This window comes from Mycobacterium colombiense (assembly GCF_001672755.1).
Taxonomy (GTDB): Bacteria; Actinomycetota; Actinomycetes; order Mycobacteriales; family Mycobacteriaceae; genus Mycobacterium; species Mycobacterium colombiense_C.
Genome location: NZ_LZKI01000132.1, coordinates 16,326 through 40,614, shown reverse-complemented (window position 1 = coordinate 40,614; position 24,289 = coordinate 16,326). Strand labels below are relative to the sequence as shown.

Here is a 24,289-nt window from a genome sequence, read left to right as displayed (position 1 = left end):
CCTGGCTTGGTCTATCGGCGGTCGAAGGGGTTACACGTGGCTGGACAGGCCGGATCACTGCAAGGGCGGGTCGCGTTCATCACCGGGGCCGCCCGTGGGCAGGGGCGCTCGCACGCGGTGCGGCTGGCCCGCGAGGGCGCCGACATCATCGCGCTGGACATCTGCGCGGCGGCGTCCGCCAGCGTGACCTACACGCCCGCCACCCGCGAAGACCTCGACGAGACCGCGCGCCTGGTGGAGAACGAGGGCCGCAAGATCCTGACCCGCCAGGTCGACGTCCGCGACGATGCCGCGCTGCGCGATCTGGTGGCCGACGGGATCGAGCAGTTCGGCCGGCTCGACATCGTGGTGGCCAACGCGGGAGTGCTGAGCTGGGGCCGCATTTGGGAGCTCACCGACGAGCAGTGGGACACCGTCATCGGCGTCAACCTGACCGGCACGTGGCGCACGCTGCGCGCCACCGTGCCCGCCATGATCGAGGCGGGAAACGGCGGATCCATTGTCGTGGTCAGCTCGTCGGCGGGCATCAAGGCCACCCCGGGCAACGGCCACTATTCGGCCAGCAAACACGGACTCACGGCGCTGACCAACACGCTGGCGATCGAGCTCGGCGAATTCGGCATCCGGGTCAACTCCATCCACCCGTACTCGGTGGACACCCCGATGATCGAACCCGAGGCGATGATGGAGATTTTCGCCAAGCATCCCACCTTCGTGCACAGCTTTCCGCCAATGCCGGTGCAGCCCAACGGCTTCATGGCGGCCGACGAAGTGGCCGACGTGGTGGCTTGGCTCGCCGGCGACGGTTCCGGCACCCTCACGGGCACCCAGATCCCCGTGGATAAGGGTGCCCTAAAGTACTGACCGGCCATCGTGCTAAGAACTCCACGTGAGTAGTGACGCAAGCGCGAACAACGGAATCGTGATCGTCGGCGGCGGATTGGCCGCCGCCCGCACCGCCGAGCAGTTGCGGAGGTCGGAGTATTCCGGGCCCATCACGATCGTCAGCGACGAGGTGCACCTGCCCTACGACCGCCCGCCGCTGTCCAAAGAGGTGCTGCGCAAGGAGGTCGACGACACCGCGCTCAAACCGCGTGAGTGGTACGACGAGAACGACATCACCCTGCGACTGGGGTCCGCCGCGAGGAGCCTGGACACCGCGGCGCAGACCGTTACTCTCGACGACGGGTCCACGCTTGGCTACGCCGAACTCGTCATCGCCACGGGCCTGGTGCCCCGGCGCATCCCGGCGATCCCGGATCTGGAGGGCATCCGCGTGCTGCGGACCTTCGACGAAAGCATGGCGTTGCGCAAGCACGCGTCGGCGGCCCAGCGCGCCGTCGTCATCGGCGCCGGGTTCATCGGCTGCGAGGTGGCGGCCAGCCTGCGCAGCCTGGGTGTGGATGTGGTGCTGGTGGAGCCGCAGCCGACTCCGCTGGCCGCGGTGCTCGGCGAGCAGATCGGCGAGCTGGTGGCCCGGCTGCACCGTGCCGAGGGCGTCGACGTCCGCCTCGGGGTCGGGGTGACGGAGGTGCGCGGCGACTCGCGCGTCGAGGCGGTGGTGCTCAGCGACGGCATCGAACTACCGGCCGACATCGTGGTCGTGGGCATCGGGTCGCGCCCTGCCACCGAATGGCTGGAGGGCAGCGGGGTCGAGGTCGACAACGGCGTCATCTGCGACGAGGCCGGGCGCACCAGCGCACCGAACGTGTGGGCGCTCGGTGACGTCGCCTCGTGGCGTGACGCGACGGGACATCAAGGGCGCGTGGAACATTGGAGCAACGTCGCGGATCAGGCCCGTGCCGTCGTGCCCGCGATGCTTGGCCAGGACGTGCCGCCGGTGGTGGTCGTCCCGTACTTCTGGAGCGACCAGTACGACGTCAAGATCCAGTGCCTGGGCGAGCCGGAGGCCGACGATATCGTCCATGTCGTCGAGGACGACGGCCGCAAGTTCCTGGCCTACTACGAACGCGACGGCGCCCTGGTCGGGGTGGTCGGCGGCGGGATGCCCGGCAAGGTCATGAAGGCACGCGCCAAGATCGCCGCGGCCGTACCCATCGCCGAAATACTGGGCTGAGCAGTATCTTTCGTTCCTGCGGCTAGCCGACGGCGGCCGCGTACCGGTCGCTGGGCACCTCGGTGTTGCGGATCACCGTGGCGAGCTGCTCGGCGATACCCGGCGCGGTGACGATCGTCGACGCGGAGCTGTGGGTGTGCGGGTTGCCCTGCGCATCGGTGAGCTGGGCCCCGGCCTCGCGGGCGATCAGTGTCCCCGCGGCGGTGTCCCACGGCTTGTTGGACATCATCACGCAGGCGTCCAGCGCGCCCTCGGCGACGAAGGCGAGGTCGAGCGTCGCCGCCCCGATCATCCGGATGCGCTCGACCCGGGGCACCAGCTCGGTGGTGAGCGCCAGCCGGTGCTGATTGAGCCGGCCGGCGTCGTGGCCGACGGCGTAGTCGCCGAGGGACACGATGGCGCCGCTGAGGCTGTCGGTGGCGCTGGCGGTGATCCGTTGCCCGTTGACGAAAGCGCCTTTGCCCTCGATGGCGTGGTAGGTCTTGCCGAGCAGGGGAGCGTGGGTGACGGCCACCACGGTGCGACCGGCGTGCAGCAGGGCCAGTGATACGGCGCACAGCGGCAGGCCGTGGACGAAGTTGGACGTCCCGTCGATGGGGTCAAGAACCCAGAGCCACTCGGACGTTTCGATCTCCGGTTGCTGCTCGGACTCTTCGGCCAGTAGCGCGATATCGGGGGTGGACTGGGCGAGGTAGGCGGCGATGTCGCGCTGGATCGCGAGGTCGACGTCGGTGACAGTGTCGCGGTCACCCTTGTGCTGCACCGAGCTCGGCTGCGATTTCTTGAGCGTGGTGGCACCGATTTGTGTTGCCTGCCAGGCTATTTCGAAAAGTTCTTGCATTGTCTTCATGGGACAGGTCTGCCTCGCTTCCGGTGTTGGCGTGCGGTCGGCGTTTGTCGAGCATAAGGGATCGGCGAATTCCTGTCGCACGCACCCCGCTGAACTCCGCAGAAACGAAAGCACTTAGACCGTCAAGGTTTTCACTGGCGTACGCCCGTCTGCCTGGAGGTTCGACGCGAATTAGCCTTACGCCACAGCCTAATTCGATGGTGATGCACCTCACTGCACGCGTTTGTTTGGAATGCTTGTCAGGGGAAAGAATGCAGCGCTGTAGTCGGTGTCACACAATTGCCATCAAGAGCAATACCAAACGCATTGTGCTGGAAACTCGTAACTCCAAGCGGTGACGAATTTTGCTGTGTCGACAAGTGTCGCGGCATTCGGTGCACCGCTTGCAGGGCTTCGCTACTGTCTGCAGCGGGCGATGTTGCGGGACCGTGCACAACGCAGTGCGTTGGCTGAACCGCCCGGCCGTTGGCCGCCGCTGAATCATCGTTCCTTTCCTAGATAACCACTAACTTGAGCAGGCAGGTGATTGGCAAGTGACAGTGATTGATGAGATATACAGCTCGCCCAGCGCGATTCCGACCGTCGCACTCAATGACGAGGCGAAGATGCCCGTACTTGGCTTGGGGGTAGCCAAGTTGTCCGACGAGGAGACGGAAAGCTCGGTACTCGCGGCGCTGGAAGCCGGCTGTCGCCTCATCGACACCGCCGCCTCCTACGGAAACGAGGAAGCCGTCGGCCGCGCCATCGCGGCCTCGGGCATTCCCCGCGAGGAATTGTTCGTCGCCACCAAGCTGGGTACGTCGAAGCAGGGCTTCCACACCGCCCAGGAGTCATGCAAGGCGAGCCTGGACCGGCTCGGGCTGGACTACCTCGACCTCTACCTGATCCACTGGCCGGCGCCGAAGCTGGGCAAGTATGTGGAGAGCTTCGAGGGCATGAAGCTGGCCCGTGACGAGGGGCACGTCCGCTCGATCGGCGTCTGCAACTTCACCGAGGAACTGCTTGCGACGGTCATCGAGGAAACCGACGAGGTGCCCGCCGTGAACCAGGTCGAGTTGCACCCTCGGCTCAACCAGGCCGACCTGCGCCTGGCCCACGCCGAGCACGACGTGCAGACCCAGTCCTACAGCCCGCTGGGTGTCGGCAAGATGCTCGAGAACCCGACGGTGACATCGATCGCCGCCGAGTACGGCCGCACCCCGGCCCAGGTACTGGTTCGGTGGAACCTGCAGTTGGACAACGTCGTGGTCTCGCGGTCGTCCAAGCCCGAGCGCGTCGCGCAGAACCTGGACGTGTTCGACTTCACCCTCGCCCCCGAGCACATGGAGGCCATCGAAGGATTGCATGACGGCACCCGCGTGCTGCACGATCCCATGACCTTCATGGGGACCTAGTAACTCAGGCCTCAAACGCAGCCGAATGCCTTACCGCAGTAGGGCATTCGGCTGCGTGCATCAGTGCCAGTCCACCGGCGCGCCGTGCGGATGGCATTCGCCCAGGGTCTGCGGGGCGCCATCCGGCCAGCTGCGGGCCCGCACCACGAACCTGATGGGTGCGCCCGGGCCGTCGCGTGTCGGCTCCATCGTGAGGTGGGCGAACGGCGAGCGGGCGCCGGCCCGGGCGGCCAGCGTTTCCACGTGGGCGCGCACCGCGGCGCGTTCGTCGGCGGACAGGTACTGCCAGGTGATCGAATGCCACAACACGGTCAGCGCACCGTCGGCCGGCGCCAGGCCGGCGACCGCGTCGGCCGCGGTTCGGCGCTCGAGTGCCGCCGGCACCCGGCGGGCGACCTCGATCGCGCCGCGCAGCCGCGCCAGCCGGGCGGCCTGGTCGGGCCAGACATAGCTCAGCACGGTCAGCTCCCCGTCGGCGTCGCCGACGTCGATGGGCGCGATGTCATACCCGTGCCGCGCGACGATCCGCAACTCGCGCCGGGGCGGCAGCGCGCCGCGCCACGCGTCGTCGATGCTCACCGGTGAGTCGCTCGGCCCCCACTGGCCACCGGCGAAGCCGTACCGGTAGTGGTCCGCCCGCAGGTTCAGCCCCGCGCTCGACCCGATCTCGAAAAGCCGTATGGGCAAGCCGAATTCGTGGTTGATGTGCAGGAGTCCGCCGATCAGGGCGGCCGATCGGCCTACCTCGTTGGTCTGCGGTGGCCGGCTCAGCGCCGCGCGCAGTGCGTCGACGTGACCGGCGGCGGCGTCCAGGATCTCCGGCCAGGCGGGTTCGGCCTCCCACCCGCCGCCGGTGCTGGGGTAGAAGCGGCGCAACCGCGCCGCCCGGCCGTCGAGCACCAACCGGTGCAGCCCGCCGAGCAACCGCAGCGGTACGGCGTCGCGCGAGGGGGCGTCCTCGCGGCCGGCCAAGACGGTCGCGAAGACGCCGCCGGCTTCGACGTCGCCGGCCACCAGTTCGAACAGCTCGCCATACATCGGCGAGCCCGACGAGGCGCAGAACCTGCCCTGTGACCGCAGGGTGTGCACCAGGTGCTCGGCCGTCACCCGGTCAGCCCGTCCAGTCCGGCACCCACAACGTCGAAGGCGTTGCCCAGGGCGACCGGCAGCGGGACGGATTCATCGCTCAGCCAGTGCTCGTAGGCCGACAAGGCCACCCCGAGCATCGTCCAGGCGACGGTCTGGGGCAGCAGATCCGCGGTCTTGCAGTCCAGGCGGCGCGCCACGAACCCGGCGATCACCTCACGCCAGCCGGCGTACATCGTCATCGAATACGCTTGCAGCTCAGCGGTTTGCAGGATTACCCGCATGCGCTGCCGGTGCCGGGCGGTCTCGGATTCGTCGAAGGTGTTGAACGCCAACAGCGCGGCGCGCAGCGCATCACCCAGGCCCACGCCGGCATCGACGTTGTCGAGCAGGTCGCGCAAGTGGGCAAGGTGGTTGTCGAAGTCGCCCCAGGGGATGGCGTTCTTGGATGCGTAATAGCGGAACAGGGTGCGGCGGGAGATACCGGCGGCCTGGGCGACGTCGTCGACGCTCACGTCGGCGAAACCGCGGGCCGTGAACATGTCGATGGCGACGTCGGTGATGTGGTGCGGGGTGGTCGAGCGGCGCCTGCCCACCCGCGGCTGCGGCATCATCGGACCCCGCCCTTCCATTTCGGCACTCGATGCCATATTCTGGCGGCGAGTGTGACTCAGACCCCATCGTTGTCAAGACCGGACGAAAGGCAAGGCCCCGTGGACCACGAGACCGAAACTGACACCCAGCTCGTCACCGAGACCCTGGTCGAAGAGGTGTCCATCGACGGCATGTGCGGGGTTTACTGACCGTGCCCGCGCCCGCGCAGGCTCGGACGGCGACGCCGTTCGATCCTGATCGCGGCTGGCGATTGCACCCGCAGGTAGCGGTTCGGCCGGAACCGTTCGGCGCGCTGCTCTACCACTTCGGTACCCGCAAGCTGTCGTTTCTGAAGAACCGCACCATCCTCACGGTGGTGCAGTCGCTGGCCGACCATCCCGACATCCGGTCCGCTTGCCGCGCGGCCGGCGTGGACGACGCCGCGCAGGCCCCGTACCTGCATGCGCTGGGTGTGCTCGTCGAGTCCAACATGCTGGTGCCCCGGAAGGACCATCAATGACCACAGCGGCCCCCGTACCCCGGCTGATCGAGCAGTTCGAGCATGGGCTCGACGCACCCATCTGCCTCACCTGGGAACTGACGTATGCCTGCAACCTGGCGTGCGTGCACTGCCTGTCGTCGTCGGGCAAGCGAGACCCGCGCGAGCTGTCCACCCGTCAATGCATGGACATCATCGACGAGCTGGAACGCATGCAGGTGTTCTACGTCAACATCGGTGGTGGGGAACCCACTGTGCGCCCGGACTTTTGGGAACTGGTCGACTACGCGACCGAGCACCACGTCGGCGTGAAGTTCTCCACCAACGGCGTCCGGATCACGCCCGAGGTCGCCGCGCGGCTGGCGGCCAGCGACTACGTCGACGTCCAGATCTCGCTGGACGGCGCCACCGCAGAGGTCAACGACGCCGTTCGCGGACCCGGCTCGTTCGACATGGCGGTGCGGGCTCTGGAGAATCTGGCCGCGGCCGGATTCAAAGACGCCAAGATCTCCGTGGTGGTCACCCGGCACAACGTCGACCAGCTCGACGAATTCGCCGCGCTGGCAAGCCGTTACGGCGCCACGCTGCGGATCACCCGGCTCCGCCCCTCCGGGCGTGGCGCCGATGTCTGGGAAGAGCTGCACCCCACCGCGGACCAGCAGGTCCAGCTCTATGACTGGCTGGTCGCCAAGGGCGAGCGGGTGCTCACCGGCGACTCCTTCTTCCACCTGGCCCCGCTCGGCCAATCCGGCGCCCTGGCCGGTCTGAACATGTGCGGCGCGGGCCGCGTCGTGTGCCTGATCGATCCGGTCGGCGACGTGTATGCTTGCCCGTTCGCCATCCACGACCGCTTCCTGGCTGGAAACGTGGTGTCCGACGGTGGTTTTGACAACGTCTGGAAGAACGCCCCGCTGTTCCGCGAGCTGCGCGAGCCGCAGTCGGCGGGCGCCTGCGGCAGCTGCGGTCACTACGACAGCTGCCGGGGCGGATGTATGGCCGCCAAATTCTTCACCGGCCTGCCGCTGGACGGGCCGGATCCCGAATGCGTGCAGGGCCACAGCGCGACGGCGCTGGCGCACGACCGCGAGACGCCGCGCCCCCGGGCCGATCATTCCCGCGGCAAGCGCATCCGCCAGCCGGTTCCGCTGACCCTGTCGGTGCGGCCGCCTACGGTCACGCCTGAGACGCCGCCGGCACGCATGTGTAGCGAAAGCCCGGTGTAACGATGGCCGACGCATGGTTTGAGACCGTCGCCATCGCGCAGCAACGCGCCAAGCGCCGGTTGCCGAAATCGGCTTACTCGTCGCTGATTTCGGCCAGCGAAAAGGGAGTCACGGTCTCCGACAACGTGGCAGCGTTCAGCGAACTCGGATTCGCGCCGCACGTCATCGGCGCGCAGGAAAAGCGCGACTTGTCGACCAATGTTATGGGACAAGAGATTTCGCTGCCGGTGCTGATCTCGCCGACGGGCGTTCAGGCGGTACACCCCGAGGGTGAGGTCGCCGTGGCGCGGGCCGCGGCCGCCCGCGGCACCGCCATGGGGCTGTCCTCGTTCGCCAGCAAGCCGATCGAAGAGGTCGTTGCGGCCAACCCCAAGCTGTTCTTCCAGGTGTATTGGCTCGGTGACCGCGACGCGATCGCGGCGCGGGTCGAGCGCGCCCGCGCGGCCGGGGCGGTCGGGCTGATCGTCACCACCGACTGGAGCTTCTCGCACGGCCGGGACTGGGGCAGCCCGTCGATCCCGGAGAAGATGGACTTCAAGACCATCGTCAAGATGAGCCCGGAGGTCATCACCAAGCCCCGGTGGTTGCTGCAGTGGGCGAAGACCATGCGGCCGCCGGAGCTGCGCGTTCCCAACCAGGGCCGCCGCGGCGAACCCGGGCCGCCCTTCTTCCAGGCGTACGGGGAGTGGATGGGCACGACGCCGCCGACCTGGGAGGACATCGCCTGGCTCCGCGAGCTGTGGGGCGGGCCGTTCATGCTCAAGGGCGTAATGCGTGTCGACGACGCCAAAAGGGCAGTGGACGCGGGGGTTTCGGCTATTTCGGTGTCGAACCACGGCGGTAACAACCTGGACGGCACGCCGGCCTCGATCCGCGCCCTGCCCGCGGTGGCCGCGGCCGTCGGCGATCAGATCGAGGTGCTCCTCGACGGCGGCGTGCGGCGCGGGAGCGACGTCGTCAAGGCCGTGGCGCTGGGAGCGCGCGCGGTGATGATCGGCCGGGCCTACCTGTGGGGGCTGGCCGCGGCCGGCCAACCGGGCGTGGAGAACGTGCTCGACATTCTGCGCGGCGGCATCGACTCGGCGCTGATGGGGCTCGGGCTCTCGTCGGTGCACGACCTCGGGCCGGACCACGTTCTGGTGCCGCCCGGATTCACCCGGGCGCTGGGCGTGCCCTCGGGTAGCGGGTAGCAAAAGCCCGAGTATTCAGGGCGGACATCTGCGATTAAGTGACGATTACGCAAATCGTGGTACGGGCGGGGTAACCGTGACGGACGAGCCCAGAATTCGAACGGCGAGTAAACGACCCAGAAAAAAAGTTTTTTTCAAGCTTCAACAATTGGTGCACGCCAGGTGAATTCGTCCTACCATCACCGAGTGTCCGTACTCGGCGAATTGGGAACCGCGACGTCGAGCCAGCTATCAAGCACGTCGGCGTCGGTAATGGTTCCGCTGGGGTCGACCGAACAACACGGTCCGCACCTGCCGCTGGACACCGACACCCGGATCGCGACGGCGGTCGCCGGCGACGCTCGAGCCCGCCTCGGGCACGGGTGGCTGGTGGCGCCGGCCATCGCCTACGGCGCCAGCGGCGAGCACCAGAGTTTCGCCGGAACGATCTCGCTGGGCACCGAGGCGCTGACGCTGCTGCTGGTCGAGTACGGCAGGTCAGCGGCCGACTGGGCCCGGCGCCTGGTCTTCGTCAACGGCCACGGCGGCAATGTCGAGGCGCTGAGCAGCGCGGTGGCCCTGTTGCGCACCGAGGGCCGCGACGTCGGCTGGTGCCCCTGCCTGACCGCCGGCGGCGACGCCCACGCCGGCCATACCGAAACCTCGGTGGTGCTGCACATCTCGCCGGCCGTGGTCCGGACCGAGCGGTCGGTGGCCGGCAACACCGCGCCGCTGCCCGAGTTGCTCGGGTCAATGCGCCGTGGGGGAGTCGGGGCGGTCAGCCCGGTCGGGGTGCTGGGCGACCCGACCACCGCCACCGCCGCGGAGGGCAAGCGGATCTTCACCGAGATGGTTGACGGCTGTGTCCGGCGGGTCTCCCGGTGGCGGCCGGGGCCCGACGGGATGCTGACATGAGCGCGCCCCGTCTTCCGAACGGGTTCGCCGTCCAGGTCGACCGCCGCGTGCGGGTGCTCGGCGATGGCTCGGCGCTGCTGGGCGGTTCGCCGACCCGGCTGCTGAAGTTGGCGCCCGCCGCGCAGGACATGCTCTTGGACGGCCGGCTGAAGGTGCGTGACGACCTCAGCGCCCAACTCGCCCGCACCCTGCTGGACGCCACTGTGGCCCACCCCCGGCCCGCGGGCGGCCCGTCTCACCATGACGTGACGGTGGTAATCCCGGTGCGGGACAACCTTTCTGGGGTGCGACGCTTGGTGAGCTCCCTGCGGGGGCTGCGCGTCGTCGTGGTGGACGACGGTTCGTCCCCCCCGATCGAGCCGGAGGACTTCGTCGGTGCGCACTGCGACATCGAGGTGCTGCGCCACTACCGCAGCAAGGGCCCGGCGGCGGCCCGCAACACCGGGCTGGGGGCCTGCCGGACGGACTTCGTCGCCTTCCTGGACTCCGATGTCGCACCGCGCCGGGGCTGGCTGGAGGCGCTGCTCGGGCACTTCTGCGATCCCACGGTCGGCCTGGTCGCGCCCCGCATCGTCGGCCTGTCGCACAGCGAGAACGTGGTGGCGCGCTACGAGGCGGTGCACTCCTCGCTCGACCTCGGCGAGCGCGAGGCGCCGGTGCTGCCGCACAGCACGGTGTCCTACGTGCCCAGCGCGGCGATCATCTGCCGGTGCTCGGCGATCCGGGAGGTCGGCGGGTTCGACGAGACCCTGCAGTCCGGCGAGGACGTCGACCTGTGCTGGCGGCTCATCGAGTCGGGCACCCGGCTGCGCTACGAGCCGATCGCGCTGGTCGCCCACGACCACCGCACCGAACTACGGGATTGGCTCGCGCGCAAAGCCTTTTACGGCGGTTCGGCGGCTCCGCTGTCGGTGCGCCACCCGGATAAGACGGCGCCGGTGGTGATCTCCGGCTGGGCGCTGATGACGTGGATTCTGATGGCCTTCGGGTCCACCCTGTCGCGGCTGGCGTCCATCGTCCTGGCCGTGCTGACCGGCCACCGGATCGCGCGGGCGATGCGCAGCGCCGAGACGTCGATGACCGATGTCGCGATGATCGCGGGCCGCGGCCTGTGGTCGGCGGCGCTGCAGCTGGCGTCGGCGTTGTGCCGGCACTACTGGCCGCTGGCGCTGGTGGCCGCCACCATGTCGCGCCATTTCCGGCGGGTGGTCCTGGTCGCGGCCGTGATGGACGGGGTGGTCGACTGGCTGCGCCGCCGCGACGCGATCAGTGACGACGTCGAACCGATCGGGCTGCCGACCTACCTGGTGCTCAAGCGCGTCGACGACCTGGCGTATGGGCTGGGGTTGTGGTGGGGTGTGCTACGTGAACGCAACGTGCGCGCCCTGAAGCCCCAGATCCGGAGTTAACCACCACCTTGACCACAGCCGCCTCGCACAGCGATGTGCTGATCGTCGGCGCCGGCAGTGCAGGATCGGTTGTTGCGGAACGTCTTTCCGCCGATCCGCGGTGCGCGGTGACCGTCCTCGAGGCAGGGCCGGCGCTCGACGATCCGGGACTGCTCGCCCAGACCGCCAACGGGTTGCAGTTGCCCATAGGTGTCGGCAGCCCGCTGGTGCGGCGCTACCAGACCCGCCTCACCGACGAGCCCGTCCGCCGGCATCCCCTCGTGCGCGGGGCGACGGTGGGCGGGTCGGGCGCGATCAACGGCGGCTACTTCTGCCGTGGATTGCCGCGCGACTTCGAGCGCATGGCCATGCCGGGCTGGGGATGGGCCGACGTGCTGGACAGCTTCCGTGCCATCGAGACCGACCTGGACTTCGACGGTCCCGCCCACGGCGACAGCGGCCCCATCCAGGTGCGCCGCACGCACGAGATGACCGGGACCACCGAGCGATTCATCGCCGCCGCCGAGCGCGCCGGATTCGGCTGGATAGCCGACCTGAATGATGTTACACCAGAACAGGTTTCAGGAATCGGCGCCGTCCCGCTCAACATCGTCGACGGAGTGCGGCGGGGATCGGGCGCGGGATACCTGATCCCGGCGCTGGGACGGCCGAACCTGAACCTGCACGCGCGCACCCGGGCAGCAAGGCTGCGTTTCGCCGGCACCGCCGCGGTCGGCGTCGACGCGGTCGGCCCGCACGGCCGCATGACCCTGACCGCCGACCGGGTCGTGTTGTGCGCCGGTGCGATCGAGACCGCACGCCTGCTGATGCTCTCCGGCTTCGGAGAAGAAAAGATGCTACGCGCCGCCGGCGTGCCGGTGCTGGCGCCGCTGCCGGTCGGCATGTCGTTCAGCGATCATGCCGAGTGGGTGCTGCCCACCGAGTGGACGGTGGCGCCCGGACGGCCGGTGCTGGAGGTGGTGCTCAGTACGGCCGACGACCTCGAGATCAGGCCGTACACGGGCGGATTCGTGGCGATGACCGGCGACGGCACCGCCGGTCACGCCGACTGGCCACACCTGGGGGTGGCGCTGATGCAGCCGCGCGCGCGGGGGCGCATCACGCTGGTCTCGGCCGACCCCGACGTGGCGCCGCGAATCGAGCACCGCTACGACAGCGAGCCCGAGGACGTCGCGGCGCTGCGCCGGGGCAGCGAGCTGGCCCGCGAATTGGCAGGCGGCACAATCGACGCCGCGGCGGCCGTCTGGTCAACCTCGCAGCACCTGTGCGGCACGGCGCCGATGGGCGCCGTCGTCGATCCCCGGTGCCGGGTGCTGGGCATCGACAACCTGTGGGTGATCGACGGCTCGATCCTGCCCGCGATCACCAGCCGCGGCCCGCACGCCACGATCGTGATGATCGGGCACCGGGCCGCGGAGTTCGTTCAGTGACGCGACAGCAGGTGGCGCACCGGGCGTAGCTGGCGGCCGTCGCGGCCGGGGGCCCACACCCCGATCGCCACGGCGGCAAGGGCGACGATCGCGGCCATCGCGATGGTGGAGGCGTGCAGGGCCGCCAGGAACGCGGACTTGCTGATGTCGGCCAGCTGCCGCCCCTGGGGCCCGAGCCGGCCGGCGATCTCCACGGCCTTGGCCAGCGAGTCGGTGGCCTGGCCGCGGACGGGTGCCGGAAATCCCGCCAGCCTGGGTGCCAGCTCGTGCGAGTAGCGGCCGGCCAGGATGGAACCGGCCACCGCGATACCCAGCGCGCCGCCCATCTCGCGCGACGTGTCGTTCACCGCGGAGGCCACCCCCTGCTTCTCGTCGGGAACCGCACCCATGATCGCCGAAGTCGTCGGCGCCGTGCAGATTCCGATTCCCGTCGCGAGAATCAAGGTGGGCCAGGCGAATTCGAAGTACGTCGAGTGCAGGTCCAGCCCGTACATGCACCCGAATCCGACCGCCATCAGCAGTGTGCCGACGAACAACACCAGCCGCAGCCCCAGCTTGGGCACGTACCAGAACGACAGGGCCGAGAAGATGCCCAGCGGCACCATGAACGGGCCGAAGGCGATCGCCGTCGCCAGCGCGGAGTAGCCCATGATCTGCTGCACGTATTGCATGCCGATGTAGAAGAACCCGAAGGTGGCGCCGAACAGGATGACGATCGCGGTCACCCCGGTGGCGAAATTGGGGTCGGCGAACAGCCGGACGTCCAGCAGTGGTTGCCTGCCCCGCAGGGCCAGGCGCAACTCGACGGCACCGAACACCGCGGCGATCACCGCGCCGACGACGAGCCCGCCCCACACCACCGGGTCGCTCCAGCCGCGCCCGGGCGCTTCCAGGATGGCGGCCACCGCGATGGCGACCGCCGCGCCGATCAGGACCGCGCCCAGCGCGTCGACCCGGGGTGCGCCCGCGTCGCGCGACGACGCGACGGTGCAGGCCAGCGTGAAGATCACCAGCCCGGCGATGCCCAGCGACCAGAAGATGGCGTGCCAGTCCCAAAAGCGAAGCAGCAGGCCGGAACCGAGCATGCCGAGGACGCCGCCGGAACCGGCCGTCCCGGCCCAGATGCCAACGGCCTTGGTGCGATCGTCTTTTGGATAGGCCACCGTCAGCAGCGACAGCGTGGCGGGCATGACGAACGCGGCGCCGATCCCGGCCACCGCCCGGCCCGCGATGATCTGGGCCGGATTGTGCAGCAGCGCCGGCGCCATCGAACCGATCGCGAACACCAGCAGTCCGGTCAGCAGCGCACCGCGCCGACCGTAGCGGTCCCCGATCGCGCCGGCCGGCAGCAACAGGCACGCCAGAGCCACGGTGTAGCCGTCAACGACCCAGTTCAGCTGCGATGCGGTGGCCGAGGTGGCTACCGCGAGGTCGCCGAGCGTGGTGTTCAGTGCCGTCATCGAGGCGACCACCAGGGCAACGGCCATGCAGGCGACGGCCAGCGTCCAGTTTCGGGCCCGGAAGCTATCGCCGATGCCGATCGCGTCAGTACGCTGGTCAGACCGGACCAGGGTTTCGACCATGCGGTTCGCCTCCTTGGGAGCGTGCGAGTTTCGAGACCAATAGTCTTGTAGGTAGACCGATAGTCTCGTTTTCAAACAGAAAGGTGGGTCACAATCGACACCGAGACGTCCGACCCGCGCCCCGCGAGGTCGCGGGCCAGGCTGCTGGAAGCCGCCGTCACGCTGCTGCGTGCCGGGGGTCCGAGCGCGGTGACGGTCGACGCGGTCACCCGCACCGCCAACGTGGCCCGGGCAACCCTGTATCGGCACTTCCCGAGCGGAAACGACCTGCTGGCAGCGGCTTTCAACAGCCTGATCCCGGCGTCGCCCGCCCCGCCGGCCGAGGGTTCGCTGCGCGACCGGCTGGTCGCGGTGGTGCTGGCCCAGGCCGAATCCGTCGCCCAGGCGCCCACCCTCATGACCGCAATGTCCTGGCTGGCGCTGGGGCGCGACCTGGAGGGCCTGCCCGAGCCGCGGCACAGTCGCAACGCCGACAGTGCGGCGATCACCACCCTGCGCGAGCGCATCGCCCAGCAGTACGCCGAGCCCTTCGATGCCATCTTCGACAGCCCGGAGGCCGCCGAGCTGGGGGAGGTGGACCGATCGCGGGCGATCGCCTTGCTCATCGGCCCGCTGGTGCTGGGCCGGCTGTCCACGCTGCCCGATTTCGACTACCGCCAGTGCGCGCTGGCGGCCGTCGACGGCTTCTTACATGTGCAGTGCGGCAGGTCCGGCGCAGCGAACATCGAGTCGGCGGGCGCCTGACGCCCCGGCGTCCACCACTTCCAGGTCTCTGAGCAGCGCGTTTACGCCCCGGTGCTACCGTTTTCGAGTCGGGTGCGGCCGATTCGGCCTCAGATCGCGGCCGAATTTTGTTGGGGCACGATCTTCAGGCATACTGTTCAGGTTGCCTTGAGCCGGGTTTGCGCCTGGTCGGGCATACGACCAGCGTCCAAACGGGCGCGTCCGGTCCCATCCTTTGAGAGCGACGAATTTCGATCGCGGATGAGGCTGCGTGAGGGTGACACGCCCGACCGCGGGGGCCGGTGGACCACGACAGGTAAACAGCGGCGCAATATCCGGCGCAACGCTCGATCGGCCCAGAGTTGGCCGGCCCGATCGGCGCGCCGGTGGCACCAGGCCCGGATTTCGGGCCTCAACAGGAGTGAGGGTAGGAGAAGCGTGGCGGGACAGAAGATCCGCATCAGGCTTAAGGCCTACGACCATGAGGCTATTGACGCGTCGGCGCGCAAGATCGTCGAGACCGTCGTCCGCACGGGTGCCAGTGTTGTAGGTCCGGTGCCGCTGCCGACTGAGAAGAACGTGTATTGCGTCATCCGCTCACCGCACAAGTACAAGGACTCGCGGGAGCACTTCGAGATGCGTACGCACAAGCGGCTGATCGACATCCTCGACCCGACGCCGAAGACCGTCGACGCGCTGATGCGCATCGACCTTCCGGCCAGTGTCGACGTCAACATCCAGTAGGAGATCCAGACTCATGGCAAGAAAAGGCATTCTGGGTACCAAGCTGGGCATGACGCAGGTGTTCGACGAGAACAACAGGGTTGTGCCGGTGACGGTCGTCAAGGCCGGCCCGAACGTGGTGACCCGGATCCGTACCCCCGAGCAGGACGGCTACAGCGCCGTGCAATTGGCCTACGGCGAGATCAGTCCCCGCAAGGTCAACAAGCCGGTCACCGGTCAGTACGCCGCCGCGGGCGTGAACCCGCGCCGGTTCCTGGCCGAGCTGCGGCTGGAGAACCCCGAGGCGGCCGCCGAGTACGAGGTCGGCCAGGAGCTGACGGCGGAGATCTTCGCCGACGGCGCCTACGTCGACGTGACGGGCACCTCCAAGGGAAAGGGCTTCGCCGGCACCATGAAGCGCCACGGCTTCCGTGGTCAGGGCGCCAGCCACGGTGCCCAGGCAGTGCACCGCCGCCCGGGTTCGATCGGCGGCTGCGCCACCCCCGCCAGGGTGTTCAAGGGCACCAGGATGTCGGGGCGGATGGGTAGCGATCGAGTGACCGTCCAGAACCTGTTGGTGCACAAGGTCGATACCGAGAACGGCGTGCTCCTGATCAAGGGCGCGGTCCCCGGCCGCACCGGTGGACTCGTCGTGGTCCGCAGCGCGGTCAAACGAGGTGAGAAGTGATGGCAGAAGGCTCCAAGACGCTCAAGATTGACGTCAAGACGCCGGGCGGCAAGGTCGAGGGCTCGATCGAGCTGCCGGCCGAATTGTTCGACGCCCCGGCCAATATCGCGCTGATGCACCAGGTCGTCACCGCACAGCGGGCGGCGGCGCGTCAGGGCACGCACTCGACCAAGACGCGTGGCGACGTCAGCGGCGGTGGCCGTAAGCCGTACCGGCAGAAGGGAACCGGCCGCGCCCGCCAGGGTTCGACGCGTGCCCCGCAGTTCACCGGCGGTGGCGTCGTGCACGGCCCCAAGCCCCGCGACTACAGCCAGCGCACCCCCAAGAAGATGATCGCCGCGGCGTTGCGCGGCGCACTGTCCGACCGGGCGCGCAACGGCCGCATCCACGCGATCACCGAAATTGTCGCCGGGCAAACCCCTTCGACCAAGAACGCCAAGGCGTTCCTGGGCACGCTGACCGACCGCAAGCAGCTGCTGGTCGTGATCGGCCGCAGCGACGAGGCCGGCGCCAAGAGCGTGCGCAACCTGCCCGGTGTGCACCTCCTGACCCCCGACCAGCTCAACACCTACGACGTGCTGCGCTCCGACGACGTGGTGTTCAGCGTTGAGGCGCTCAACGCCTACATCGCCGGGGCCACCGGCGGTGCCGCCGACAAAGATGTGGAGGTAACGGCGTAGATGGCGACCATCACTGACCCCCGCGACATCATTCTCGGCCCGGTCATCTCGGAGAAGTCCTATTCGCTGCTCGACGACAACGTGTACACGTTTGTGGTGCACCCCGATTCGAACAAGACGCAGATCAAGATCGCTATCGAGAAGATCTTCTCCGTCAAGGTCGCATCGGTGAACACCGCGAACCGGCGAGGTAAGCGCAAGCGCACCAGGACCGGATTCGGCAAGCGCAAGAGCACCAAGCGGGCCATCGTCACGCTGGCGCCGGGTAGCAAGCCGATCGATCTGTTCGGGGCACCGGCGTAGTCGCCGCGAGAGGAAACCTGATTAGACATGGCAATTCGTAAGTACAAGCCGACGAGCCCCGGCCGTCGCGGCTCGAGCGTGTCCGATTTCTCCGAGGTCACTCGTGCCAACCCGGAGAAGTCGCTGGTGCGTCCGCTGCACGGCCACGGTGGGCGAAACGCGCACGGCCGCATCACCACCCGCCACAAGGGTGGTGGCCACAAGCGCGCCTACCGGGTGATCGACTTCCGTCGCAACGACAAGGACGGCGTCAACGCGAAGGTCGCGCACATCGAGTACGACCCGAACCGCACCGCGAACATCGCGCTGCTGCACTTCCTGGACGGCGAGAAGCGCTACATCATTGCGCCGCAGGGACTCTCGCAGGGCGACGTGGTGGAATGCGGCCCGAACGCGGACATCAAGCCGGGCAACAACCTGCCGCTGCGCAACATCCCGGCCGGTACCGTGATCCACGCCGTGGAGCTGCGTCCGGGCGGTGGCGCCAAGCTGGCGCGGTCGGCCGGGTCCAGCATCCAGCTGCTCGGTAAAGAGGGCACCTACGCGTCGCTGCGTATGCCCAGCGGTGAGATCCGCCGCGTCGACGTGCGCTGCCGCGCCACGGTCGGCGAGGTCGGCAACGCCGAGCAGGCGAACATCAACTGGGGCAAGGCCGGCCGGATGCGGTGGAAGGGCAAGCGCCCTTCGGTCCGTGGTGTCGTCATGAACCCGGTGGACCACCCGCACGGTGGTGGTGAGGGTAAGACCTCCGGTGGTCGCCACCCGGTCAGCCCGTGGGGCAAGCCCGAGGGCCGCACCCGCCACCCGAACAAGGCCAGTAACAAGCTCATTGTCCGACGCCGGCGCACCGGCAAGAAGCACGGTCGCTAGGAAGTCAGGAGTAGCACATGCCACGCAGCCTGAAGAAGGGCCCGTTCGTCGATGGCCACCTGCTCAAGAAGGTGGACACGCAGAACGAGAAGAACACCAAACAGGTGATCAAGACATGGTCGCGGCGTTCGACGATCATTCCTGACTTCATCGGCCACACCTTCGCCGTCCACGACGGACGCAAGCACGTCCCGGTGTTCGTCACCGAGGCGATGGTCGGCCACAAGCTCGGTGAATTCGCGCCCACCCGCACCTTCAAGGGACACATCAAGGACGACCGGAAGGCCAAACGGCGATGACCACAACGGAATTCCCCTCGGCGGTGGCCAAAGCACGTTTCGTGCGGGTGTCGCCGAGAAAGGCGCGCCGGGTGATCGACCTGGTGCGCGGCCGCTCGGTGGCCGACGCGCTGGACATCCTGCGCTGGGCGCCGCAGGCCGCCAGTGAGCCGGTGGCTAAGGTGATCGCCAGCGCCGCGGCCAACGCGCAGAACAACAACGGGCTGGACCCGGCGACCCTGGTGGTCGCCACCGTCTACGCCGACGAGGGCCCCACCGCCAAGCGCATCCGTCCGCGGGCCCAGGGCCGCGCGTTCCGGATCCGCAAGCGCACCAGCCACATCACGGTCGTGGTGGAAAGCCGGCCGGGCAAGGACCAGGGATCGGCGAAGTCGACCCGCGCCCGTCGCGCCGAGGCCAGCAAGGCCGCCGCGAAGGCACCCGCCAAGAAAGCGCCGGCCAATAAGGCACCCGCCAAGACCGCCGCGACCAAGGCACCCGCCAAGAAGGCCGCTGCGAAAGCCGAAGCCAAGACGTCTGAGACCTCTGACGCGAAGGGAGGCTCAGACTAGTGGGCCAGAAGATCAATCCGCACGGCTTCCGGCTGGGCATCACCACCGACTGGAAGTCACGCTGGTACGCCGACAAGCAGTACGCGGACTACGTCAAGGAAGACGTCGCGATCCGACGGCTGCTCTCGACCGGCCTGGAGCGGGCCGGGATCGCCGACGTGGAGATCGAGCGCACCCGCGACCGGGTCCGGGTCGACATCCACACCGCGCGTCCCGGCATCGTCATCGGCCGCCGCGGCACCGAGGCCGACCGGATCCGTGCCGACCTGGAGAAGCTGACCGGCAAGCAGGTGCAGCTCAACATCCTCGAGGTCCGCAACCCGGAGTCGCAGGCACAATTGGTGGCCCAGGGCGTCGCCGAGCAGCTGAGCAATCGGGTGGCGTTCCGCCGCGCGATGCGTAAGGCGATCCAGTCGGCGATGCGCCAGCCCAACGTCAAGGGCATCCGGGTGCAGTGCTCCGGCCGTCTCGGTGGCGCCGAGATGAGCCGCTCGGAGTTCTACCGCGAGGGCCGGGTGCCGCTGCACACGCTGCGCGCCGACATCGACTACGGCCTGTACGAAGCCAAGACCACCTTCGGCCGGATCGGCGTGAAGGTGTGGATCTATAAGGGCGACGTCGTCGGTGGCAAGCGCGAATTGGCCGCCGCCGCTCCGGCGGGCGCCGAGCGTCCGCGCCGCGAGCGTCCGTCGGGCACCCGCCCGCGCCGCAGTGGCGCGTCGGGCACCACGGCCACCAGCACCGAGGCGGGCCGCGCGGCCGCGAGCGCCGAAGAGGGCGCCGCCGCCGCCGCGACCCAGTCCGCACCCGCTGCAGAACCACAAAGCACGGAGAGCTGAATCATGTTGATTCCCCGCAGGGTTAAACACCGTAAGCAGCACCACCCCCGCCAGCGTGGCATCGCCAGTGGCGGCACGGCGGTGAACTTCGGTGACTACGGCATCCAGGCTCTGGAGCACGCCTACGTCACCAACCGGCAGATCGAGTCCGCTCGTATCGCCATCAACCGGCACATCAAGCGTGGCGGCAAGGTGTGGATCAACGTCTTCCCCGACCGTCCGCTGACCAAGAAGCCCGCCGAAACTCGCATGGGCTCGGGTAAGGGTTCGCCGGAGTGGTGGGTCGTCAACGTCAAGCCGGGCCGGGTGCTGTTCGAGCTCAGCTACCCCAACGAGCAGACCGCCCGGGCGGCGCTGACCCGCGCAATCCACAAGCTGCCGATCAAGGCACGCATCGTGACTCGAGAGGATCAGTTCTGATGGCCGTGGGAATTTCGCCTGGCGAACTGCGCGAGCTCACCGAAGAGGAGCTGGCCGAGCGGTTGCGCGAATCCAAGGAAGAGCTCTTCAATCTGCGTTTCCAGATGGCGACCGGACAGCTCACCAACAACCGCCGGCTCCGCACGGTGCGTCAGGAGATCGCGCGCGTCTACACCGTGCTGCGCGAACGAGAACTGGGCTTGGCTTCCGGGCCCGACGGTAAGGAATCGTGATGGCAGAAGCCAAAAAGGCTGCCCCCAAGAAGGCCGCCACAACCGAGGCCGCGTCGAAGGACAAGGGCTCCAAGCACACTCCCGCCAACCCGAAGGTGCGCGGCCGCCGCAAGGTGCGCATCGGCTACGTGGTGAGCGACAAGATGCAGAAGACCATCGTGGTTGAGCTCGAAGACCGCGTGCGTCACCCGCTGTACGGCAAGATCATCCGGACCACCACCAAGGTCAAGGCGCACGACGAGAACAGCACCGCCGGGATCGGCGACCGCGTCTCGCTGATGGAGACGCGCCCGACGTCGGCGACCAAGCGTTGGCGGCTCGTCGAAATTCTGGAAAAGGCGAAGTAAGCCCTTTTAGTACCACCACCGCAGCGCCCGGTCCCGGGTGTAGTCTTCACGCACGTTCGGCAAGTCCGCTACGAGAGTGAGGCTGACGATGGTGGCTGGGTCGGGGCAGTTCAACGGGAAGATCGAGCTCGACATCCGGGATTCCGAACCGGACTGGGGGCCCTATGCCGCGCCGACCGCGCCCCAGAATGCGCCCAACGTGCTGTACCTGGTCTGGGACGACACGGGCATCGCGACCTGGGACTGCTTCGGCGGTCTGGTCGAGATGCCCGCCATGGCGCGGATCGCCGAGCGCGGCGTCCGTCTCTCGCAGTTCCACACCACCGCGCTGTGCTCGCCCACCCGGGCGTCGTTGCTCACCGGCCGCAACGCGACGACCGTCGGCATGGCGACCATCGAGGAGTTCACCGAGGGCTTCCCCAATGCCAACGGTCGCATCCCGTTCGAAACCGGTCTGCTCTCCGAGGCTCTCGCCGAACGCGGATACAACACCTACTGCGTGGGCAAGTGGCACCTGACACCCCTCGAGGAATCGAACCTCGCCTCCACGAAGCGGCACTGGCCGACCTCGCGCGGCTTCGAGCGGTTCTACGGGTTCCTGGGCGGGGAGACCGACCAGTGGTACCCGGACCTGGTGTACGACAACCACCCGGTGTCCCCGCCGGGCACCCCGGAGGACGGCTACCACCTCTCGAAGGACATCGCCGACAAGACGATCGAATTCATCCGCGACGCCAAAGTGATTGCGCCCGAAAAGCCTTGGTTCTCCTATGTGTGCCCCGGAGCCGGGCACGCGCCGCATCACGTCTTCAAGGAGTGGGCGGACAAGTATGCCGGCAAGTTCGACATGGGCTACGAGCGCTACCGCGAGGTGGTGCTGGAGCGGCAGAAGTCGCTGGGGATCGTGCCGCCCGACACCGAATTGTCGCCGGTGAACCCGTATCTCGACGTGAAGGGACCGAACGGCGAACCGTGGCCGCTGCAGGACACGGTGCGGCCCTGGGAATCGCTGAACGATGAAGAGAAGAGGCTGTTCTCCCGGATGGCCGAGGTGTTCGCCGGGTTCCTCAGCTACACCGACGCCCAGATCGGCCGGATCCTGGACTATCTCGAGGAATCGGGTCAGCTGGACAACACCATCATCGTGGTCATCTCCGACAACGGCGCCAGCGGTGAGGGCGGCCCGAACGGATCGGTCAACGAGGGCAAGTTCTTCAACGGCTACATCGACACCGTCGAAGAAAGCATGAAGCTGTTCGAACACCTCGGCGGCCCGGAGACCTACAACCATTACCCGATCGGATGGGCGATGGCGTTCAACACGCCCTACAAGCTGTACAAGCGCTACGCCTCGCATGAGGGCGGCATCGCCGACACGGCAATCATATCGTGGCCCAACGGAATTGCCGCACACGGGGAAGTCCGCGACAACTACGTCAACGTCTGCGATATCACCCCGACCGTCTACGACCTGCTGGGCATGACGCCGCCGGAAACGGTCAAGGGCATCACCCAGAAGCCGCTCGACGGCGTGAGTTTCAAAGCGGCCCTTGCCGATTCGGGCGCCGACACTGGTAAAAGCACCCAGTTCTACACCATGCTCGGTACCCGGGGCATCTGGCATCAGGGCTGGTTCGCCAACACCGTGCACGCGGCGACACCGGCCGGCTGGTCACACTTCGACGCCGACCGGTGGGAACTGTTCCACATCGAGGCCGACCGCAGCCAGTGCCATGACCTGGCGGCCGAAAACCCGGACAAACTCGAAGAACTCAAGGCGCTGTGGTTCTCGGAGGCGGCCAAATACAACGGGCTGCCGCTCTCGGACCTGAACATCCTGGAGACGCTGGGGCGGTCGCGACCGTATCTGGTCAGCGAGCGGAACAGCTACATCTACTATCCCGACTGCGCCGATGTCAGCATCGGCGCCGCCGCCGAACTCCGCGGTCGGTCGTTCTCGGTGCTGGCCGAGGTGACCGTGGACACCACTGGCGCCGAGGGGGTGCTGTTCAAGCAGGGCGGCGCGCACGGCGGGCATGTGCTGTTCATCCAGGACGGGCGGCTGCATTACGTGTACAACTTCCTCGGCGAGCGCCAGCAGGAGGTGTCCTCGTCCGACGCCGTGCCCCTGGGCAGGCATCTGTTCGGCGCCAGCTATTCACGCACCGGAACGGTGGAGAACAGTCACACGCCCCTGGGCGACGTCACGCTGTTCATCGACGACAAGGTCGTCGGCGCGCTGGCCGGGGTGACCACCCACCCCGGCACCTTCGGGCTGGCCGGTGCGGGTATCACGGTCGGGCGCAACGGCGGATCGGGGGTGTCCAGCCGCTACAAGGCGCCGTTCACGTTCACCGGCGGCACCATCACCCAGGTCACCGTCGACCTGTCCGGCCGGCCCTACGTGGATGTGGAAACCGAGATCGCGCTTGCCTTTTCGCGGGACTGATGGGTACCCCCATGATCGCCGGGCCGCCGGAGCCGGCCGGCGCACGAGGGCGGCAGATCGCGATCGCGTTCGGGATCGTCGCCTCCGTCATCGTTATCTATGTGCTGTCGCTGATCGCCGTGCACCTGCTGGCTAAATCGGCGCCGCCGCTGCCCGCGGTGGACCTGAGCAAGGTCGAGGCCGAGGACAGCGTCGTCCAGGTGCGGCTGGAGAAGCTGGACACCGTCGCGAACCGGTTGACGGTCAACGTGCTTGTCTACCCCAAAGACACGTTGTACGACAAGAACTTCGGCGTGCTGACCAGCGACGCGGCGGTGCGGCTGTATCCCGACAACGACTTGGGCGACCTGCAGTACCCGGTCGGTAAGGCGCCCGCACAGGTGACCACGACCATCGAGGCGCACGGCGATCCCGCGAACTGGCCGTTCGATTCGTACCGCACCGGGGTCATCTCGGCCGACGTGTTCACCGGCTCCGGCGCCAACAAGGAGAAGACCGCCGCGCGCGTCGAAGCCACCGGCGGGCTGGACGGGTGGGACGCCACCGTCACGCGCGTCCACGACGCCGAAGACAACAACCCAGATGTCAAGGACGATTTGGTGATTACGTTGCACCGGGCGAAGGGGCAGCTGATCTTCGACGTCGGCATCTGCCTGGTCTTGATTTCGCTGCCCGTTCTGGCGCTCTGGGTCGCCATTCCCGTGGCGCTGGGCAGGACGTCGTTCCTGCCGCCGCTCACCACGTGGTACGGCGCAATGCTTTTCGCCATTGTCCCGTTGCGTAACATCCTGCCGGGCAGCCCACCGTACGGCTCGTGGGTCGACCAGGCCATCGTGCTGTGGGTATTGATCGGGCTGGTCGCCGCGCTGACGCTGTTCCTGGTCGGCTGGTGGCGACAGCGCGATCGAAAAGCGCCTACCAAGACCTGAATTCGC

General features: G+C 67.9%; 28 protein-coding genes. 24 read left to right on the top strand and 4 right to left on the bottom strand.

What is annotated here, in order from left to right; translation table 11 throughout:
- Positions 1–36: 36 nt before the first annotated feature.
- Together A5708_RS18135 and A5708_RS18130 are read left to right on the top strand one after the other, a co-directional pair.
- Positions 37–864, top strand: coding sequence for a mycofactocin-coupled SDR family oxidoreductase (locus tag A5708_RS18135; RefSeq protein ID WP_065029944.1), 828 nt, complete (start codon positions 37–39; stop codon positions 862–864).
- Positions 865–889: 25 nt separating this feature from the next.
- Positions 890–2,077 carry an NAD(P)/FAD-dependent oxidoreductase gene (locus A5708_RS18130; protein WP_065029943.1) on the top strand — a complete coding sequence of 396 codons (1,188 nt, stop codon included), beginning with the start codon at positions 890–892 and terminating at the stop codon, positions 2,075–2,077.
- Between the two features lie 22 nt (positions 2,078–2,099).
- Here A5708_RS18130 and A5708_RS18125 read toward each other — a convergent pair whose 3' ends face one another.
- Positions 2,100–2,927, bottom strand: a complete 828-nt coding sequence (locus A5708_RS18125) for an inositol monophosphatase family protein (RefSeq protein ID WP_065029942.1) — start codon at positions 2,925–2,927, stop codon at positions 2,100–2,102.
- 533 nt (positions 2,928–3,460) lie between these two features.
- Between A5708_RS18125 and A5708_RS18120 the strand changes: the two genes are divergently transcribed.
- Positions 3,461–4,321: an aldo/keto reductase gene (locus A5708_RS18120; protein ID WP_081293004.1), complete on the top strand. Its 861-nt coding sequence runs from the start codon at positions 3,461–3,463 to the stop codon at positions 4,319–4,321.
- 60 nt (positions 4,322–4,381) lie between these two features.
- Here the strand turns inward: A5708_RS18120 and A5708_RS18115 are convergent, their stop codons facing one another.
- On the bottom strand, positions 4,382–5,428 hold the full coding sequence (locus tag A5708_RS18115) for a DUF2332 domain-containing protein (RefSeq protein WP_065029941.1): 1,047 nt from the start codon (positions 5,426–5,428) through the stop codon (positions 4,382–4,384).
- Complete coding sequence (gene mftR / locus A5708_RS18110; protein WP_196772674.1) at positions 5,425–6,021, bottom strand: mycofactocin system transcriptional regulator; 597 nt, start codon at positions 6,019–6,021, stop codon at positions 5,425–5,427. Before mftR ends, A5708_RS18115 begins: the two co-directional genes overlap by 4 nt.
- Positions 6,022–6,120: 99 nt before the next feature.
- Here mftR and mftA point away from each other — a divergent pair, with 99 nt between their 5' ends.
- From mftA to mftG, 7 genes are all read left to right on the top strand, one after another.
- Positions 6,121–6,210 (top strand): mycofactocin precursor MftA, encoded by a 90-nt coding sequence (gene mftA / locus A5708_RS18105; RefSeq protein ID WP_007773607.1) that lies wholly within the window; start codon positions 6,121–6,123, stop codon positions 6,208–6,210.
- Positions 6,195–6,521, top strand: coding sequence for a mycofactocin biosynthesis chaperone MftB (gene mftB / locus A5708_RS18100; protein ID WP_196772673.1), 327 nt, complete (start codon positions 6,195–6,197; stop codon positions 6,519–6,521). The genes mftA and mftB overlap by 16 nt, the downstream gene beginning before the upstream one ends.
- Positions 6,518–7,723: a mycofactocin radical SAM maturase gene (gene mftC, locus A5708_RS18095; RefSeq protein WP_065029939.1), complete on the top strand. Its 1,206-nt coding sequence runs from the start codon at positions 6,518–6,520 to the stop codon at positions 7,721–7,723. The genes mftB and mftC overlap by 4 nt, the downstream gene beginning before the upstream one ends.
- A 2-nt stretch (positions 7,724–7,725) precedes the next feature.
- Positions 7,726–8,913 carry a pre-mycofactocin synthase MftD gene (mftD, locus tag A5708_RS18090; RefSeq protein WP_065029938.1) on the top strand — a complete coding sequence of 396 codons (1,188 nt, stop codon included), beginning with the start codon at positions 7,726–7,728 and terminating at the stop codon, positions 8,911–8,913.
- Between the two features lie 162 nt (positions 8,914–9,075).
- Entirely contained in the window at positions 9,076–9,807 is a 732-nt protein-coding gene (mftE, locus tag A5708_RS18085) for a mycofactocin biosynthesis peptidyl-dipeptidase MftE (RefSeq protein ID WP_065029937.1), read from the top strand.
- On the top strand, positions 9,804–11,216 hold the full coding sequence (mftF, locus tag A5708_RS18080) for a mycofactocin biosynthesis glycosyltransferase MftF (RefSeq protein WP_065030062.1): 1,413 nt from the start codon (positions 9,804–9,806) through the stop codon (positions 11,214–11,216). The genes mftE and mftF overlap by 4 nt, the downstream gene beginning before the upstream one ends.
- 8 nt (positions 11,217–11,224) lie before the next feature.
- The gene (gene mftG / locus A5708_RS18075; protein ID WP_065029936.1) at positions 11,225–12,646 is read left to right on the top strand and encodes a mycofactocin system GMC family oxidoreductase MftG; all 1,422 of its coding nucleotides are present in this window, start codon (positions 11,225–11,227) and stop codon (positions 12,644–12,646) included.
- Here mftG and A5708_RS18070 read toward each other — a convergent pair.
- On the bottom strand, positions 12,640–14,229 hold the full coding sequence (locus A5708_RS18070) for an MFS transporter (RefSeq protein ID WP_065029935.1): 1,590 nt from the start codon (positions 14,227–14,229) through the stop codon (positions 12,640–12,642). The genes mftG and A5708_RS18070 overlap by 7 nt on opposite strands.
- Before the next feature lie 144 nt (positions 14,230–14,373).
- Here A5708_RS18070 and A5708_RS18065 point away from each other — a divergent pair, with 144 nt between their 5' ends.
- The 14 genes from A5708_RS18065 (at position 14,374) to A5708_RS18000 (ending at position 24,283) form a co-directional block, all read left to right on the top strand.
- Positions 14,374–14,973 (top strand): TetR/AcrR family transcriptional regulator, encoded by a 600-nt coding sequence (locus A5708_RS18065; protein WP_196772677.1) that lies wholly within the window; start codon positions 14,374–14,376, stop codon positions 14,971–14,973.
- Between the two features lie 417 nt (positions 14,974–15,390).
- Positions 15,391–15,696, top strand: a complete 306-nt coding sequence (gene rpsJ, locus A5708_RS18060) for a 30S ribosomal protein S10 (RefSeq protein WP_003873519.1) — start codon at positions 15,391–15,393, stop codon at positions 15,694–15,696.
- A 13-nt stretch (positions 15,697–15,709) separates the two neighbouring features.
- Positions 15,710–16,363, top strand: coding sequence for a 50S ribosomal protein L3 (gene rplC, locus A5708_RS18055; protein ID WP_007773591.1), 654 nt, complete (start codon positions 15,710–15,712; stop codon positions 16,361–16,363).
- Positions 16,363–17,043: a 50S ribosomal protein L4 gene (rplD, locus tag A5708_RS18050; protein ID WP_065029933.1), complete on the top strand. Its 681-nt coding sequence runs from the start codon at positions 16,363–16,365 to the stop codon at positions 17,041–17,043. Before rplC ends, rplD begins: the two co-directional genes overlap by 1 nt.
- A complete protein-coding gene (gene rplW, locus A5708_RS18045; protein ID WP_065029932.1) occupies positions 17,044–17,346 on the top strand; it encodes a 50S ribosomal protein L23 in 303 nt (100 codons plus the stop codon).
- A 27-nt stretch (positions 17,347–17,373) separates the two neighbouring features.
- A complete protein-coding gene (gene rplB, locus A5708_RS18040; protein ID WP_065029931.1) occupies positions 17,374–18,216 on the top strand; it encodes a 50S ribosomal protein L2 in 843 nt (280 codons plus the stop codon).
- Between the two features lie 17 nt (positions 18,217–18,233).
- A complete protein-coding gene (rpsS, locus tag A5708_RS18035) occupies positions 18,234–18,515 on the top strand; it encodes a 30S ribosomal protein S19 (protein ID WP_007773585.1) in 282 nt (93 codons plus the stop codon).
- Complete coding sequence (rplV, locus tag A5708_RS18030; protein ID WP_065029930.1) at positions 18,512–19,066, top strand: 50S ribosomal protein L22; 555 nt, start codon at positions 18,512–18,514, stop codon at positions 19,064–19,066. Before rpsS ends, rplV begins: the two co-directional genes overlap by 4 nt.
- A complete protein-coding gene (gene rpsC / locus A5708_RS18025) occupies positions 19,066–19,905 on the top strand; it encodes a 30S ribosomal protein S3 (RefSeq protein WP_065029929.1) in 840 nt (279 codons plus the stop codon). Before rplV ends, rpsC begins: the two co-directional genes overlap by 1 nt.
- Before the next feature lie 3 nt (positions 19,906–19,908).
- Positions 19,909–20,325: a 50S ribosomal protein L16 gene (gene rplP / locus A5708_RS18020; protein WP_007773582.1), complete on the top strand. Its 417-nt coding sequence runs from the start codon at positions 19,909–19,911 to the stop codon at positions 20,323–20,325.
- Positions 20,325–20,558, top strand: a complete 234-nt coding sequence (gene rpmC / locus A5708_RS18015; protein WP_007773580.1) for a 50S ribosomal protein L29 — start codon at positions 20,325–20,327, stop codon at positions 20,556–20,558. Before rplP ends, rpmC begins: the two co-directional genes overlap by 1 nt.
- A complete protein-coding gene (rpsQ, locus tag A5708_RS18010) occupies positions 20,558–20,905 on the top strand; it encodes a 30S ribosomal protein S17 (protein ID WP_065029928.1) in 348 nt (115 codons plus the stop codon). The genes rpmC and rpsQ overlap by 1 nt, the downstream gene beginning before the upstream one ends.
- An 88-nt stretch (positions 20,906–20,993) precedes the next feature.
- A complete protein-coding gene (locus A5708_RS18005; protein ID WP_065029927.1) occupies positions 20,994–23,354 on the top strand; it encodes an arylsulfatase in 2,361 nt (786 codons plus the stop codon).
- Complete coding sequence (locus A5708_RS18000; RefSeq protein WP_065029926.1) at positions 23,354–24,283, top strand: DUF4436 domain-containing protein; 930 nt, start codon at positions 23,354–23,356, stop codon at positions 24,281–24,283. The genes A5708_RS18005 and A5708_RS18000 overlap by 1 nt, the downstream gene beginning before the upstream one ends.
- Positions 24,284–24,289: the final 6 nt, after the last annotated feature.

Coding starts and splice junctions, on each gene's coding strand:
- A5708_RS18125 (WP_065029942.1), bottom strand. CDS start 2,927: ATGAAGACAATGCAAGAACTTTTCGAAATAGCCTGGCAGGCAACACAA.
- mftR (WP_196772674.1), bottom strand. CDS start 6,021: ATGATGCCGCAGCCGCGGGTGGGCAGGCGCCGCTCGACCACCCCGCAC.
- mftC (WP_065029939.1), top strand. CDS start 6,518: ATGACCACAGCGGCCCCCGTACCCCGGCTGATCGAGCAGTTCGAGCAT.
- mftD (WP_065029938.1), top strand. CDS start 7,726: ATGGCCGACGCATGGTTTGAGACCGTCGCCATCGCGCAGCAACGCGCC.
- mftF (WP_065030062.1), top strand. CDS start 9,804: ATGAGCGCGCCCCGTCTTCCGAACGGGTTCGCCGTCCAGGTCGACCGC.
- A5708_RS18070 (WP_065029935.1), bottom strand. CDS start 14,229: ATGGTCGAAACCCTGGTCCGGTCTGACCAGCGTACTGACGCGATCGGC.
- rplC (WP_007773591.1), top strand. CDS start 15,710: ATGGCAAGAAAAGGCATTCTGGGTACCAAGCTGGGCATGACGCAGGTG.
- rplD (WP_065029933.1), top strand. CDS start 16,363: ATGGCAGAAGGCTCCAAGACGCTCAAGATTGACGTCAAGACGCCGGGC.
- rplW (WP_065029932.1), top strand. CDS start 17,044: ATGGCGACCATCACTGACCCCCGCGACATCATTCTCGGCCCGGTCATC.
- rplB (WP_065029931.1), top strand. CDS start 17,374: ATGGCAATTCGTAAGTACAAGCCGACGAGCCCCGGCCGTCGCGGCTCG.
- rpsS (WP_007773585.1), top strand. CDS start 18,234: ATGCCACGCAGCCTGAAGAAGGGCCCGTTCGTCGATGGCCACCTGCTC.
- rplV (WP_065029930.1), top strand. CDS start 18,512: ATGACCACAACGGAATTCCCCTCGGCGGTGGCCAAAGCACGTTTCGTG.
- rplP (WP_007773582.1), top strand. CDS start 19,909: ATGTTGATTCCCCGCAGGGTTAAACACCGTAAGCAGCACCACCCCCGC.
- rpmC (WP_007773580.1), top strand. CDS start 20,325: ATGGCCGTGGGAATTTCGCCTGGCGAACTGCGCGAGCTCACCGAAGAG.
- rpsQ (WP_065029928.1), top strand. CDS start 20,558: ATGGCAGAAGCCAAAAAGGCTGCCCCCAAGAAGGCCGCCACAACCGAG.
- A5708_RS18005 (WP_065029927.1), top strand. CDS start 20,994: ATGGTGGCTGGGTCGGGGCAGTTCAACGGGAAGATCGAGCTCGACATC.
- A5708_RS18000 (WP_065029926.1), top strand. CDS start 23,354: ATGGGTACCCCCATGATCGCCGGGCCGCCGGAGCCGGCCGGCGCACGA.